This window comes from Paenibacillus humicus NBRC 102415, assembly GCF_004000905.1.
In the GTDB taxonomy this organism is placed as follows: domain Bacteria; phylum Bacillota; class Bacilli; order Paenibacillales; family Paenibacillaceae; genus Paenibacillus_O; species Paenibacillus_O humicus.
On the sequence record NZ_BIMD01000009.1, the window covers coordinates 1 to 14,842 of the forward strand.

Here is a 14,842-nt window from a genome sequence, read left to right on the forward strand (position 1 = left end):
AAAAATCGTCTTATTCGCCTCAACCGGCTCATTCCGCCCAACCGGCTCATTCCGCCCAATAGGCACATCCCGCGCAACCGGCTCATCCCGCGCAACCGGCTCATTCCGCCTAATAGGCACATCCCGCCCAATCGGCTCTCTCCGCTGAACCGACGAAGCCCCGCCGGGCTGGACAACCTTCTGTCCGGCCTAGCAGGGCTTCGGTATGGCTTACAGAGCGTCCTTCGGATTCCGGCGGGCGACGCCGCTGGCGCGAGCCGCCTGGACGACGCGGCGGCGGACTTCCTCGACGACCTTGGCGTTGAACACGCTCGGGATGATGTAGCTGCGGCTCAGCTCGTCTTCGCCTACCGTGGAGGCGATCGCTTCGGCCGCGGCAAGCTTCATCTCCTCGTTGATCGTAATTGCGCGGCAATCGAGAGCGCCGCGGAAGATGCCGGGGAAGCACAGCACGTTGTTGATCTGGTTCGGATAGTCGGAGCGGCCCGTCGCGAAGACGGCGACGATGTCCTCCGCTTCCTCCGGACGAATCTCCGGCTCCGGATTGGCCATCGCGAACACGATCGGCTGCTCGTTCATCGTCTGCACCATATGGCGCTTGAGAATGCCGCCGGCCGACAGGCCGATGAACACATCCGCTCCGGCAATCGCTTCGGACAGTCCGCCGCTCACGCGATCCGGATTGGTGTTGCCGGCGTACCAGTTCCACATCGGATGCGCGTACTCCTTGTCCGCCGTCAGAATGCCCTCGCGGTCGACGCCGAGCACGTTGCGGGCTCCGCCGGCCAGCAGCATCTTGGTGCAGGCCGTTCCTGCCGCGCCGATGCCGCAGACGACGATCTTGGCGTCCTCGATCCGCTTGCCCGTCAGGCGCAGGGCGTTGAGCAGCCCTGCGTACAGGACGACAGCCGTGCCGTGCTGGTCATCGTGGAAGACCGGAATGTTCAGCTCTTCGCGCAGCCGCTCCTCGATCTCGAAGCAGCGCGGAGCGGAGATGTCCTCCAGGTTGATGCCGCCGAAGCCTGGCGCGATGGCTTTTACCGCGGCGATGATCTCTTCCGTATCCTGCGTGTCCAGGCAGATCGGGAAGGCGTCGACGTCGGCGAATTGCTTGAACAGCATCGCCTTGCCCTCCATGACCGGCATGGCCGCTTCAGGACCGATGTTGCCGAGGCCGAGCACAGCGCTTCCGTCGGAGACGACGGCGACCGTGTTGCGCTTGATCGTCAGAGAGAACGCTTTGGAAGGATCCTCATGGATAGCCGTACAGACGCGGGCGACCTCCGGCGTGTAAACCCTCGACAGATCGTCGCGGTTTTGGATCGGCGTTTTCGGCTGGATCGTGATCTTGCCGCCAAGATGGAGCAGGAAGGTGCGGTCGGAGGTGTTGATGACGCGGATTCCGTTGATCAGCCCGAGCGATTTGCCGAGCCTTTCCGTCGTTCCGGTGTCTTTGACCTTGACCGTCAAGTCGCGAGTCGTGCTGCCCTTGCTCGTCGAAATGACGTCGATGGCGATCACGTCGCCGCCTGCGGCTTCGATCGCCGATACGACGGAGCTGAAATTGGTACCGCTCTCAATTTCGAGCCTGACAATGACTGTTTTTCCATCCAACGCTTTGTTATCCATGCGCTCATCTCCTCAGGTGAGCCTCTCCGCCGCAGCGGGAGGCGTGTGTAGTCATGTTCCGGCAGAAAGAAAGCCGGATTGTGTATAGTTCATGTTCCAGCAGAAAGCCGGAGCCGTCAATGCATCAGCCGCAAGACGGCAGTCGGGCATTCCAGGGGGTCGTACTGCTGATTGCGCTTGCTCATGAGAGTCTGCCTGTACTCTCCGGAGCTGTAGGGCTGCTGGATCATCCGGAACCACTTGTCGATCGTGCCGGACGAATGCAGCATCTCCCCGAAGCCGCTGCGGATGAAGTACTCCAGATTCTCTTCCTCCTGGCCGGGTATCGGCTTGTGGAAGAGCATCGGGATGCCTTTGCTCATGCCCTCGGTGCAGGTCATGCCTCCCGGCTTGGTCACGAGCAGATCGGAGGCGTCCATGAGCTTGGATATCTCCTTCGTGAAGCCGAGCACGCGGATGTTGGGATGGACGAAGCGGGGATCCTCCAGCATGGCTTCGCGGGATTTTCCGTTCGTGCCCGTGCAGAAGATCAGCTGGACTTCCTCGCGCCATCGCGTCATGTACGTGATGAACTCGTCTTCTTCTTCCATCAGGCCCCATCCGCCGCCCATGACCAGGACGGTCGGCATCGCTTTGAGTCCAAGCTCCCGCTGCGCTTCCGCTTGATTCTGGGCTTGCCAGAACTGGGGATGAACCGGTATGCCGGTGACCTCGATTCGGGCCGGCGGGATTCCCCGCTCCATCAGCTTGCGCTTGACGACGGGCGTAGAGACCAGATAATGGTTCACTTCCGGGCTGGCCCAGGTGCCATGGGCGTCATAATCGGTGATCAGCGTATATAAAGGCACATCGAGTCCGAGCCTTTTGAGCCGTGCGACAGCCGCATTGGGCCCCGGATGCGTGCAGACGATGATCTCCGGCTTGAGCTGCTGGATGACCTGCTCGGTCTGCGTATAGAAGATCCGGTGAATGGCCAGCTGCGTGAACCGGTTGAAGGAACGCTTATAATTGGTGCGGTACATCATGCCGACCAGCTTAGGCTGCTTGCCTACGGTTTTGCGGTATGCGGACATGATCAGCGGGGCCAGGACCGGATTAAGGAATTTACCCAGCTCGAGCACCCGTGTCTGGACATCCGGAGACAGCTGCCTGAGTCCGGCAGCGAGCGCGTAAGCCGCTTGCGTATGACCGGATCCGAACCCCTCTGAGAGCAACAGCACCCTTTTCTTGCGCATGCACTCACCTACTTTTCTCTATCCCAATATTACGACGAGCGCGGTAGGAAAGACAAGCATGGGAGTTGGGAGTTGCATCCAGCCCTGCTTCTCCGATATTCTTGGCATGACGGATCGAACCGCTGTACCCGCCTTGACGCCATCCGGAAACCCTATATAAGGAAGGATAATTTCAAATGAACGAACAACGACAGCCGGTCTCCGAGGGAGATCTGGTCCGATTCACGTACAAAACGGGAACCTACGCCGGCAGGGTGGCCGAGACCGGATCGCCTCGCTGCGTGGTCGAGACGCTTGCCGTGCTGCGCCATCCCGACCAGGGAGATCTTCATCATCCCTACGATCCGGACGTTCCGATGTTCCATGAGCGCCGCGCCTTGTCGCATCGGGAGAAAGCGCTCGTCCTGCTTCGCGATATGGAGCCGTTCCGGGGAAGCGGGATTCCGGATTACAAGGAATCGCTCGCTGCAGCGGTGCGTCTCTCGCTCGGCGAGCTGGAGCGTCTGGAGCGCTGGTCGGCCCGCGCGCGGGAGACGCTGCAGGATGTGGCGAAGGACTACGGTCTTTAGGAAGCGGCCAGCGGAATTCCAGCGGGAATGAATATCCTTTATTTTGAAGCCTTTCGCCTTTATGCGGCGGAAGGCTTTTTCATCTCCATCCAGGTGCATAAAGCGTATAAAAATGTTCTTCCTTCCTGGCTGCGTCAGGGTAGAGCGTTTTCATTTGTCGCAAAAGGGCGCCGATTCGGACAATTTGCATGTCTATACATGTCTTTGTTTACTCAAAGTTAACATGAACTGTGATCTTATTGGGAGGAAACGGCTTGCCTCAAAGTTGTTGTACCCAACTGGACCGGCGATGTGATACGATGAATGCAGAATCGACGCTGTACTGTGCCAAAGCGCCCGCCCGGCGCTCCCAAACCCTTGCCTGATAAGGCGTACGGGCGATAATGAACGATATTAATAATCAGGTTTATAAAAAGAATTACATTGATATGCCCCGTTCAGGATGATAAAATCAACGAATAACTATCGTTTCCGGAGTGTATTTCCGCTTCCTGAGCTCCATGCCGTGACCGATTATTTCTGCCAAGTTAACAACTGGACAGCCAAGCTTGAATATGAATTCGTATGCATTTTTATACATTTCGGCCGCCTTCATCCGAACCGTATACGGAGGACCTTCTGCCTGCTGTCCGTTCTTATATCTATCCTCCGACAGAAAGGTTGCATCCGATGAACAGGAAAATGACTGGATTGCCGCCGAAACAAGGCCTCTACGATCCGCAGTTCGAAAAAGACGCTTGCGGCATGGGATTTGTGGCGAACATCAAGGGAGTACCATCCCATACCATCATACGCCAGGCGCTCACCGTCCTGGAGAACATGGAACACCGCGGCGGCCAGGGCAGCGAGCCCAACACCGGCGACGGCGCAGGCATCCTGCTGCAGATTCCGCACGGCTTCTTCAAGCGCGAGCTGTCCGCCCAAGGCATCCAGCTCCCGGCTGAAGGCGCTTATGCGGTCGGCATGCTCTTCCTGCCGCAGGACCCGTCCGTCCGGGAGCGGCTTGAGAACAAGCTGGAGACGATCATCGCCGAGGAAGGCCAGTCGCTGCTCGGCTGGCGCACCGTGCCGACCAACGACGAGCTGCTCGGAGAATCGGCCCGCAAGGCGATGCCTTTCGTCCGCCAGGTGTTCATCGCGCGCAGCGCGGAGCTCTCGGAAGAGCTGGCATTCGAGCGCAAGCTCTATGTCATCCGCAAGCGCGCCGAGCTCGCGATCCGCTATGCCGGCGAAGAAGGCGGAGACATGTTCTATTTCCCGTCCCTTTCCAGCAAGAAGATCGTGTACAAAGGCATGCTGACGACGGAGCAGGTCCGCTCCTTCTATGTGGAGCTCAATGACGAAGCGATGGAGACGGCGCTTGCGCTCGTCCACTCCCGCTTCAGCACGAACACGTTCCCGAGCTGGGAGCGCGCCCACCCGTACCGCTACCTGATCCACAACGGCGAGATCAACACGCTGCGCGGCAACGTCAACTGGATGCATGCCCGCCAGTCTCTGTTCGCCTCCGAGCTGTTCGGAGAGGATCTCGACAAGATCAAGCCGATTATCAATCCGGACGGCTCCGATACGGCCATGTTCGACAATACGCTGGAGTTCCTGTACCTGGCCGGCCGCTCCCTGCCGCATGCGGCGATGATGATGGTGCCGGAGCCTTGGTCCAACCACGAGGACATGAGCGACGACAAAAAAGCGTTCTACGAATACCACAGCTGCCTGATGGAGCCGTGGGACGGCCCTGCCGCGATGGGGTTCACGGACGGCACTCAGATCGGAGCCATCCTCGACCGCAACGGCCTTCGTCCGGCGCGCTACTACGTGACCAAGGACGATGTCATCATCCTCGGCTCCGAAGCGGGCACCGTGCACGTAGAGCCGGAGAATATCCTTTATAAGGACCGCCTTCGTCCAGGCCGCATGCTGCTCGTCGATACCAAGGAAGGCCGGATCATCTCCGACGAAGAGGTCAAGGCGGGCATCATTGCGGAGAACCCGTACCGCGAATGGCTCGACGACAACCTCATCAGCCTCGTCGATCTGCCGGATGCCCCGGAGCTGCCGGAGCTCGAGCATGCGACGGTGCAGCAGCGCCAGCAATCGTTCGGCTATACGTTCGAGGATCTGCGCAAGGTTCTGGAGCCGATGGCTTCGAGCGGCGTGGAGCCGATCGGCTCGATGGGCTACGACGCTCCGCTGGCTATTCTGTCCGAACGACCGCAGCGTCTCTACAGTTACTTCAAGCAATTGTTCGCCCAGGTCACCAATCCGCCGATCGACGCCATTCGCGAGGAGATCATCACCGCGACCGGCACCTCGCTCGGTCCGGAGCGCAACCTGCTGAAGCCGGAGCCGGAGAGCGCGCGCCAGATCCGTCTGGAGTCGCCGATCCTCTCCAACGAGGACTTCGCCAAGCTGCGCCATGTGCGCCGCCCGGGCTTCAAGTCCATCACGCTGCCGATCTTCTTCCCTGCCGACGGCGGAGAGGAAGGGCTGCGCAAGGCGCTCGACACGATGTGCGAAGCGGCTGACCGCGTCATCGCCAAGGGCCACAACGTCCTCATATTGTCCGACTTCGGCTCGGATCGCGACAACTGCCCGATCCCGGCGCTGCTTGCGGTGTCCTGCCTGCATCACCATCTCATCCGCAACGGCACGCGTACCCGCGTCAGCCTGCTGCTGGAATCCGGCGAGCCGCGCGAGGTGCATCACTTCGCGCTGCTGCTCGGCTACGGCGTGAGCGCGATCAATCCGTACCTGGCGTTCGAGACGCTCGACGACATGATCCGCCAGGGCATGCTGCGCGGCGTTACGCATGAGAAGGCCGTCAAGAACTTCATCAAGGCCGCGACCAAGGGCGTTCTGAAGATTCTGTCCAAGATGGGCATCTCGACGATCCAATCCTACCGCGGAGCCCAGATTTTCGAGGCGGTCGGCCTGAACGAGGAACTCGTCGACAAGTACTTCACCTGGACGCCATCGCGCATAGGCGGCATCGGCCTGGACATCATCGCCGAGGAAACGCTCAAGCACCACAACCGCGCCTACGCCGAGCAGGAGGGCGCCGAGAAGGAGCTCGACTCCGGCGGCGAGTACCAGTGGCGCAAGGACGGGGAGGACCATCTGTTCAGCCCGCAGACGATCCATACGCTGCAGATGGCTTCCCGCTCGAACGACTACAAGCTGTACAAGAAATTCTCGGAGCTCGTGCAGGGCGAGGACCGCAAGTTCCTGACGCTGCGCTCGCTGCTGGACTTCAAGAAGGACCGCACCCCGGTGCCGATCGAGGAAGTCGAATCCGTAGAGAAGATCATGAGCCGCTTCAAATCCGGCGCGATGTCCTTCGGCTCCATCAGCAAGGAAGCGCATGAGAGCCTGGCCATCGCGATGAACCGCATCGGCGGCAAGTCCAATACGGGCGAGGGCGGCGAAGATCCGGCGCGCTTCATTCCGGATGCCAACGGAGATTCGAGGCGGAGCGCGATCAAGCAGGTCGCTTCGGGCCGCTTTGGCGTGACGAGCAACTATCTGGTCAACGCCGACGAGATCCAGATCAAGATGGCGCAGGGCGCCAAGCCGGGCGAGGGCGGACAGCTCCCGGGACGCAAGGTTTATCCGTGGGTCGCCGAGGTTCGCGGCTCTACTCCGGGCGTCGGCCTCATCTCGCCGCCGCCGCATCATGACATCTACTCCATCGAGGATCTTGCGGAGCTGATCCATGATCTCAAGAACGCCAACCCGCGCGCCCGCATCAACGTCAAGCTCGTATCCGAGGTCGGCGTCGGCACGATCGCGGCCGGCGTCGCCAAGGGCCGGGCGGACGTCATTCTCGTCAGCGGTTATGACGGAGGCACGGGAGCTTCTCCGATGAACTCCATGCGCCACGCGGGCATGCCATGGGAGCTCGGCCTTGCCGAGACGCATCAGACGCTCATGCTCAACAACCTGCGCGACCGCGTCGTCGTGGAGACCGACGGCAAGATCATGAACGGCCGCGACCTCGCGATCGCCGCTCTGCTGGGCGCCGAGGAGTTCGGCTTCTCGACCGCTCCGCTCGTCGTGCTCGGCTGCGTCATGATGCGCGTCTGCCAGCTGGATACATGTCCGGTCGGCGTCGCGACGCAGAATCCGGAGCTGCGCAGCAAGTTCATGGGCGATCCGTCCCATGTCGTGAACTACATGACGTTCGTCGCCCAGGAAATGCGCGAGTACATGGCGGAGCTCGGCTTCCGCACGGTCAACGAAATGGTCGGCCGCGTGGATCTGCTGGAGTCCAAGGATCTGATCCATCATTACAAGCTGCGCGGCATCGACCTGACGCCGCTCCTGCATATCCCTGAAGTGCCGCATGGCGCATCCCGGCACAACGTGCAGCGGCAGAACCACGGGCTCGAAGAGACGCTCGACATGCGGAGCCTGCTGCCGGCAGCGGCGCCGGCGCTCGAGCGCGGCGAGCGGGTGGAAGCCTCGTTCCAGGTCGGCAATACGAACCGCGTCATCGGCACGATTCTGGGCAGCGAGGTTACCCGCCGCTACGGAGCCAAGGGACTGCCGGAAGACACGATCAGCCTTCGCTTCACCGGCTCTGCCGGCCAGAGCTTCGGCGCGTTCGTGCCGAAGGGCATTACGCTTACGCTTGAAGGGGATTCCAACGACTACGTCGGCAAGGGCCTCTCCGGCGGCAAGATCATCGTCGCTCCGTCGCCGAAGGCGACCTTCAAGGCGGAGGACAACGTCATTATCGGCAACACCGCCTTCTACGGCGCTACCGGCGGCGAAGCTTATATCCGCGGCATTGCCGGAGAGCGCTTCGCGGTGCGGAACAGCGGCGTGAAGGTCGTAGTCGAGGGTACAGGCGACCACGGATGCGAATACATGACAGGCGGACGCGTCGTCGTGCTGGGGGGCACGGGACGGAACTTCGCGGCCGGCATGTCGGGCGGCGTGGCGTATGTGCTCGATGAGCAGCGCACCTTCTACAAGCAAGTGAACCTGGAGATGGTCCTGCTGGAGAGAGTCGAGGCCGAGGAAGACATCGCGGAGCTGCGCTCCCTGATCGAAGCCCATGTCTCGAACACCGGCAGCGCCGTAGGCGAGCGCCTGCTCGCGGACTGGGAGCAGTCTCTGGACAGCTTCGTCCGCGTCATTCCCAAGGACTACAAGCGCATGCTGGAGCAGATCCGCAAAGCGGAAGAGGAGGACGGCCTGGAGGGCGAGCATGCTCTTCTGGCAGCTTTTGAAGCCAATATGCGCGAGCTCGCCCGTGTAGGCGGCAACTGATCCGAAGCAAATAGCAAGAACCGGCATCCTCCAATAGGAGGATGCCGGTTCTTTTTTTATCCTTTTTTTTTGCAGGTTATGATACCTATTGTAACTATACATGATGTAACGCTCATATGTATCATTCAGGCCTATAGGGCTCTTTCAGCTGGGGGGCGGGGCTGTTTGGACAGGCTGGCAAGAAGGGCCGACAGGCGCGGGAGAATTTGCTACTTTTTCTTCTCCTCTTGCGACGTGGGGGCGGAATGGTCCTTGAAGATGCGCTGAATGGCGAGTTCGCTGTCGATACCGAGCTGTTCCAGAATGAACCTGACATCCAGCTCTACCCGAGGAGGTAGCTTATTGCCGTCTTGATGATTGGTTACCATATTGTTCAACCCACTCCCATTTCTCTCATTTATTATCTCTACTTGGGAACATAGTAGATAGTATAAATGACGCATGACGCAAAAGCTGTCGGAATCTGAAGGACAAGTTTGGATAATTTTGGTTGATTATTGTCGAAACAGGGACCTTAGGGTCATGGAATTGTCGCTACTTTAATCCTAGCGCAGCGGACAACCGGGTACATTAAAAAATAAACCCGCCTGAATACAGGCGGGTTTCAGCATATTAGCGGGCATTATTACCTCATGGAGCGTTCGGCGCGGATAAAGGCGATGAATCTCTTCGCTTCTTCAGCCGTCAGCTTGCGGCCGTCGATGGAAAAGGCGAACTTCTCCATCATTTCCTGATCGGACAGCTCCAGGCTGGAGACAAATTCTCCAACCCCCGCATCGAGAACGGCAGCGGGATTGTCGGTTCTTCCGACCAGATAGTCGATGGACACATGGTATAAATCCGCAAATTTCGCCAGCGTATCGGTATCCGGCTCCCGCCGGTTTTTTTCATAATGAGACAAGGCCGCGCGGGAAATTCCGAGCGTTACAGAGGTCTGTTCCTGAGTCCAGCCTCGTTCTTCTCTTAGTCTCGCGATCCGAGTTCCAATGTCCATTAGGTACCTCCTAGATCTCTATATAACCCAGTTTAATACGGAAATGAGCGTTATGGATGATTTGCTACGAATAGTCGCATTTTTCAAATCCGGGATGTAAAATCGCTTGACATGTTACGAATTGTATCGTAAAGTTGGAGATGTTAAAGATACATTCTGTATCATATATATGCCATGATTCCCGATTCAAAGCTCCTTTATTCTTGCTGGCCAGCAGCATTTTGTCGGAGGTGAAGGATGGTCGTCCGTCGTAATTTGGAGCCCGGATCTGACAGATTAAGTCAGGCGCGCATGGGCCGCAAGCTTCTTGGGGATATCCGCATCTCCGAAGTTCGGGGAAAGGCGGTTCAATCCCGATCGCGCAAAGTCTTGTTACATACTATGAGCCCGGATCGGATGGAATTCTCCACCACGCTGCTGTTCCCCGTCCAGAACGGCTACCGGCTTACCCTCACCCTCATGCTCAACCGGCGCATGCATCTCATCACCGGCACGGTCGGGTCCAGAGCCAAGTCCGGCAATCTGTACCATTACGAGCTGGACATAACCGGCCGATCGGTCAGCCGGCTCGAATGGATCCGTGAATTGAACGATTGGCTGCTGAGCGGGCAGCCGGCCCGGCATCCTTATAAAGTCCACTATATTTATCGGAAGTGAACCATTTCTATATGACGGAGGCTCGACAACGTGGAACTTAAAGAATACTTGACTATCATGGGCAAGCGCAAGTGGCTCATCACCGCCATCGTCCTTATCGCCTGCCTGGCGACAGGATTCAAAAGCTTTTTCTATACAACTCCGGTCTATTCCGCATCAGCCAAGCTGATCGTCAATCAGGCATTCGAATACCAGGGAATGTCGATGCTGGATCTCAGCACGATGCAGACGAACATCACCGTCATCAACTCCTACAAGGAAATCATTCAATCCGCGGCCATACTCGACAAAGTCGTGGAAAAGTACCCCGATCTCAAGATGTCGGCAGATGAACTGAGAGGCGGGCTCGGCGTAGGCTCCTCGGCGGAATCGCAAGTCATGGATCTTTCCTTCACCGGCACCTCTTATCCTCAGGCGGCCAAGGCCGTCAATGCCATCGCCCAAACCTTCAAAGAAACGAATCCCTCCATCATGAAAGTCGACAACGTGAACATTCTCAACAAGGCGAATCCGGATGCGGCCGCCATGAGCATCAACACCAGCCCGATCGTGCTGATCTTCATCAGCTTTGTCGTCTCGTTCATGCTCTCGGTCGGACTTGTCTTCCTGATTCATTACCTGGACGACACGATCAAGACGGAGAAGGATGTAGAGGCTCAGCTCGAGCTGCCGATGCTGACCCAGATTACGAAGATCGACAAGTACGGCTCGAAGTCCCGCAAGCCGTCTTCAACCAAGCCAAATCCGGTCAAGGAGGGCTCCTATGCCACGCTCAACCAGTGAATCCAGCCTCATCACCTATTACGAGCCGAAATCTCCGATCTCGGAAGCCTACCGCACGTTGCGTACGAACATCCAGTTCTCTTCCTTCGATGAACCGATCCAGGTCATCATGGTCGCTTCGGCCAATCCCGGCGAGGGCAAGAGCACGACGGCTTCCAACCTCGCGGTCACTTATGCCCAAGAAGGCAAAAAGACGCTGCTGATCGACGCCGATCTGCGCAAGCCATCGGTGTTCCAGGTTTTCTCGGTATCCAACCGGGTCGGATTGTCGACGGTCGTGTCCGGCCAATGCCGATGGGCCGATGCCATCCAGGATACCCATGTCGAGCAGCTCGATGTGCTGCCATCGGGACCGATTCCTCCCAACCCATCCGAGCTGCTGGCCTCCCATAGCATGAAGTCTCTTCTGCAGGAGCTGCAGGCTCAATACGACATCATCATCTTTGATACGCCGCCCGTGCTCGCCGTGACGGATTCGCTGATTATCTCCTCTCTCTGCCAAGGCGTCATCCTCGTCGTCCAAGCCGGCAAGGTCAAGAGCGAGCTTGTCCGCAAAGCCAAAAGCAACCTGGAGCATGTGCAGGCCCGGATTCTCGGTGTCGTCCTCAACAACATGAAGAGCCGGAAGGGCGACAAGTACACCTATTACTACTACGGAACCAAAGAAGCGAAGTAGCGCCTATTCCCTCCAATTCCAACTTTCAGGTAAGGCCTGCTGCACCTTTATCACTGCAGGCACTCGGCCGTGCTGTGGGCTCATGAGTGGGCCTTAGACGTGAATCGTCGATGGTACGGTGTGAGGAGGGGTTGAATGCCCCGGTTTTACTAACGAAATGGCAGAAAAACGGGTTATGTTTCCGCTTTCAACGAAAACATGACTCGTTTTTTTGGCATTTTCCCAAGGATAGGACTGGAAGAACCAGAGAGAAAAAGGATAAGGATAGGTGACGGTATGAAAAAAGTTCGAAAAGCGATTATTCCGGCTGCGGGGTTGGGGACCCGGTTCCTGCCCGCGACCAAGGCGATGCCGAAGGAAATGCTGCCGATCGTCGACAAGCCGACCATCCAGTACATTGTGGAAGAAGCGGTGCAATCCGGCATCGAGGACATCATCATCGTCACAGGCAAGGGCAAGAGAGCGATTGAAGACCACTTCGACATCGCCTTCGAGCTGGAGCACAGCCTGATGGAGAAGGGGAAGCTCGGCCTGCTCAGCGAGGTGCAGAAGTCTTCCAACGTGGATATTCATTACATAAGGCAAAAAGAAGCGAAGGGGCTCGGCCATGCCGTCTGGTGCGCCCGCAACTTCATCGGCAACGAGCCGTTCGCCGTCCTGCTCGGCGACGACATCGTACAGGGAGAGGTTCCCTGCACGAGGCAGCTGATGCATCAATACGAAGAAACCGGCCGCTCGGTCATCGGCGTCCAGACCGTGGGCATCGATCAGACGGATCGGTACGGCATCGTGGATCCGCTCGAAACGATGGGCCGCCTCGTTCAAGTCAAGAGATTCGTGGAGAAGCCGGCGCGAGGGCAAGCCCCTTCCAATCTGGCGATCATGGGTCGCTACGTATTCACGCCGGAGATCTTCGATTATCTTGGCGAACACAACATCGGAGCCGGCGGAGAGATCCAGCTGACCGATGCGATTCAGAAGCTGAACGAGTCTCAGGGCGTATACGCCTACGACTTTGACGGGAAACGGTATGACGTCGGAGAGAAGCTCGGGTTTATCCTGACGACGATCGACTTCGCGCTGCGCAATGATGAGCTGAAGCATCCGCTGCTGACCGCCCTTGAAGAGCTCATTGAAGAGTACTCCAATACAACCAATTCTATCAAGCTGGGGTGATCGAAGATGAGTTTGAACCCGAACCGCAAGGAAGCGGAAGCTGTCCTGGAATCGAGCGCCTACTACTCCTCCTACGCAGTTGAAAACAAAAGGAATTTGACGGGTTATCTGATGATGAAGCGTGCGATGGACATCGTGGCCGCTTCGATTGGCTTGATTTTTCTTATGCCGGTCTTTCTTCTGCTCGCCATCGCGATCAAGATCGAGGACCCCAAGGGCCCAGTGTTCTTCTCCCAGAAGCGGGTCGGCAAGGGAGAGCGGCCGTTCCATATGTATAAATTCCGTTCGATGGTATCCAATGCGGAGGAGCTGCTGGCTGATCTGCTGGAGAAGAACGAAATTCAAGGCGCTATGTTCAAGATGAAGGATGATCCGCGAATTACGAGGATCGGGAAATTCATCCGGAAGACCAGCATCGATGAACTTCCGCAACTGTGGAATGTCGTGCGCGGGGATATGTCGCTCGTCGGACCGCGGCCGCCACTGCCAAGGGAAGTTGCGGAGTATACGGCTTATGACAAACAGCGGCTTAAGGTAACGCCTGGCTGCACGGGGTTGTGGCAGGTGAGCGGGCGGAATAATTTGAGCTTTAAAGAGATGGTGGAACTGGATATTCGGTACATACAAAAACGCAGTCTTCCATTTGATATCAATATTTTGTTCAAAACCGTCAAGGTTTTGTTCGGTTCCAGGGACGCATTTTGATTTTTTTTTGAATGAAGGAGAGAGATAAATGAGGATTGGCGTGGATGCTCATGTTCTTGCCGGGAAGTTTCAGGGGAGCCGTACTTATCTGCTCAACTTATACAAAGAAGTATTAAAGCAAAGCAATCCCGAAGACTATGTCTTCTTTGGACATTGGGGAAATGAAGCGGACCTTCCCTATAGCAATGAAGCGGAATACATCAATTTTAAATCCGGTTCCAAAGTCAGACGGTTGACCTATGAATCCCGGCCGCTTCTTAAAAGCAGCAAAATTGATCTATACCACACTCAATACATTTCCCCTCTGATGGTCCCTTGCGACACGATCTGCACCATTCATGACATCTTGTTTGAAACCCATCCTCAATACTTCTCCAAACAAGAAGTGCTTCGCAACAAAATCCTGGTCAGGTATTCCGCTCAGAAAGCGAAGCAGGTCCACACCGTATCTCAATACTCGAAAAACAAAATCATGGAGCTCTACGGAATACCGGAGCATAAAGTGAAAGTCGTTCCCAATGGAGTCGATTTAAGTCGATTCTCTCCTGAAAATAAGGATGAATCAAAAGCATTAATTGAACAAAAATATGGAGTGCGGGATTATCTTTTAACGGTTGGACGTATCGAACCTCGAAAGAATCACATTGCCTTGCTTAAAGCCTATAAAATTCTTCTGGAAAAGAATATATCCGTAGGAAATCTTGTTATCGTGGGCAAGCCGGATTTTGGCTTCCAGGACTTCTTCAAGAAAATTGATGAATTGCAGTTAAAACCCTACGTGAACATTATAGATTCTGTAGATGATCAGATGCTCCCGCATATTTATCGGGCTGCATCTGTTTTTGTTTATCCAACCTTCGCGGAAGGGTTCGGCATTCCACCCATAGAGGCAATGGCTTGTGGGGTTCCAGTGGTGTCGTCGAATAGCACTGCAATTCCAGATGTGGTGGGGAATGCAGGAATATTGGTTGATCCTAATAAAGCGGAGCAAATAGTTGAAGCAGTATCAATTTTAATTAACAATGAGGAATTTAAAGTAAAGCAAATAAATAAAGGTTATTCACAAGCGAAAAAGTGGACTTGGAACAATTCCGCTCTACATTTTTTAGAAGCGTTAAATGATTTGTAAATCACAATTGTT

General features: G+C 56.5%; 12 protein-coding genes. 8 read left to right on the forward strand and 4 right to left on the reverse strand.

Features of this window, described 5'->3' with window-relative positions; all coding sequences use genetic code 11:
* Window positions 1–210: 210 nt before the first annotated feature.
* Window positions 211–1,629 carry an NAD-dependent malic enzyme gene (locus PHU01S_RS08240; protein WP_021877324.1) on the reverse strand — a complete coding sequence of 473 codons (1,419 nt, stop codon included), beginning with the start codon at window positions 1,627–1,629 and terminating at the stop codon, window positions 211–213.
* Window positions 1,630–1,745: 116 nt separating this feature from the next.
* Window positions 1,746–2,864 (reverse strand): UDP-N-acetylglucosamine--LPS N-acetylglucosamine transferase, encoded by a 1,119-nt coding sequence (locus PHU01S_RS08245; RefSeq protein ID WP_048748901.1) that lies wholly within the window; start codon window positions 2,862–2,864, stop codon window positions 1,746–1,748.
* A 176-nt stretch (window positions 2,865–3,040) separates the two neighbouring features.
* Here PHU01S_RS08245 and kapB point away from each other — a divergent pair, with 176 nt between their 5' ends.
* Together kapB and gltB are read left to right on the forward strand one after the other, a co-directional pair.
* Complete coding sequence (gene kapB, locus PHU01S_RS08250; protein WP_021877327.1) at window positions 3,041–3,433, forward strand: sporulation phosphorelay system protein KapB; 393 nt, start codon at window positions 3,041–3,043, stop codon at window positions 3,431–3,433.
* Between the two features lie 669 nt (window positions 3,434–4,102).
* The gene (gene gltB, locus PHU01S_RS08255) at window positions 4,103–8,710 is read left to right on the forward strand and encodes a glutamate synthase large subunit (RefSeq protein ID WP_127507088.1); all 4,608 of its coding nucleotides are present in this window, start codon (window positions 4,103–4,105) and stop codon (window positions 8,708–8,710) included.
* 209 nt (window positions 8,711–8,919) lie between these two features.
* Here the strand turns inward: gltB and PHU01S_RS25695 are convergent, their stop codons facing one another.
* Together PHU01S_RS25695 and PHU01S_RS08260 are read right to left on the reverse strand one after the other, a co-directional pair.
* A complete protein-coding gene (locus tag PHU01S_RS25695; RefSeq protein ID WP_021877330.1) occupies window positions 8,920–9,078 on the reverse strand; it encodes a hypothetical protein in 159 nt (52 codons plus the stop codon).
* A gap of 257 nt (window positions 9,079–9,335) precedes the next feature.
* Window positions 9,336–9,704: a helix-turn-helix domain-containing protein gene (locus PHU01S_RS08260; protein WP_021877331.1), complete on the reverse strand. Its 369-nt coding sequence runs from the start codon at window positions 9,702–9,704 to the stop codon at window positions 9,336–9,338.
* A 396-nt stretch (window positions 9,705–10,100) separates the two neighbouring features.
* Here PHU01S_RS08260 and PHU01S_RS08265 point away from each other — a divergent pair, with 396 nt between their 5' ends.
* The 6 genes from PHU01S_RS08265 to PHU01S_RS08290 all read left to right on the forward strand — a co-directional run bounded on the left by PHU01S_RS08265 (window position 10,101) and on the right by PHU01S_RS08290 (window position 14,830).
* Window positions 10,101–10,361, forward strand: coding sequence for a hypothetical protein (locus PHU01S_RS08265; RefSeq protein ID WP_157054029.1), 261 nt, complete (start codon window positions 10,101–10,103; stop codon window positions 10,359–10,361).
* Between the two features lie 30 nt (window positions 10,362–10,391).
* Complete coding sequence (locus PHU01S_RS08270) at window positions 10,392–11,144, forward strand: YveK family protein (protein WP_127507092.1); 753 nt, start codon at window positions 10,392–10,394, stop codon at window positions 11,142–11,144.
* Window positions 11,125–11,820 (forward strand): CpsD/CapB family tyrosine-protein kinase, encoded by a 696-nt coding sequence (locus PHU01S_RS08275; RefSeq protein ID WP_049869231.1) that lies wholly within the window; start codon window positions 11,125–11,127, stop codon window positions 11,818–11,820. The genes PHU01S_RS08270 and PHU01S_RS08275 overlap by 20 nt, the downstream gene beginning before the upstream one ends.
* A gap of 276 nt (window positions 11,821–12,096) precedes the next feature.
* On the forward strand, window positions 12,097–12,996 hold the full coding sequence (gene galU / locus PHU01S_RS08280; protein WP_127507094.1) for a UTP--glucose-1-phosphate uridylyltransferase GalU: 900 nt from the start codon (window positions 12,097–12,099) through the stop codon (window positions 12,994–12,996).
* Window positions 12,997–13,002: 6 nt separating this feature from the next.
* A complete protein-coding gene (locus tag PHU01S_RS08285) occupies window positions 13,003–13,701 on the forward strand; it encodes a sugar transferase (protein WP_127507096.1) in 699 nt (232 codons plus the stop codon).
* A 28-nt stretch (window positions 13,702–13,729) separates the two neighbouring features.
* The gene (locus tag PHU01S_RS08290; RefSeq protein ID WP_127507098.1) at window positions 13,730–14,830 is read left to right on the forward strand and encodes a glycosyltransferase family 4 protein; all 1,101 of its coding nucleotides are present in this window, start codon (window positions 13,730–13,732) and stop codon (window positions 14,828–14,830) included.
* Window positions 14,831–14,842: the final 12 nt, after the last annotated feature.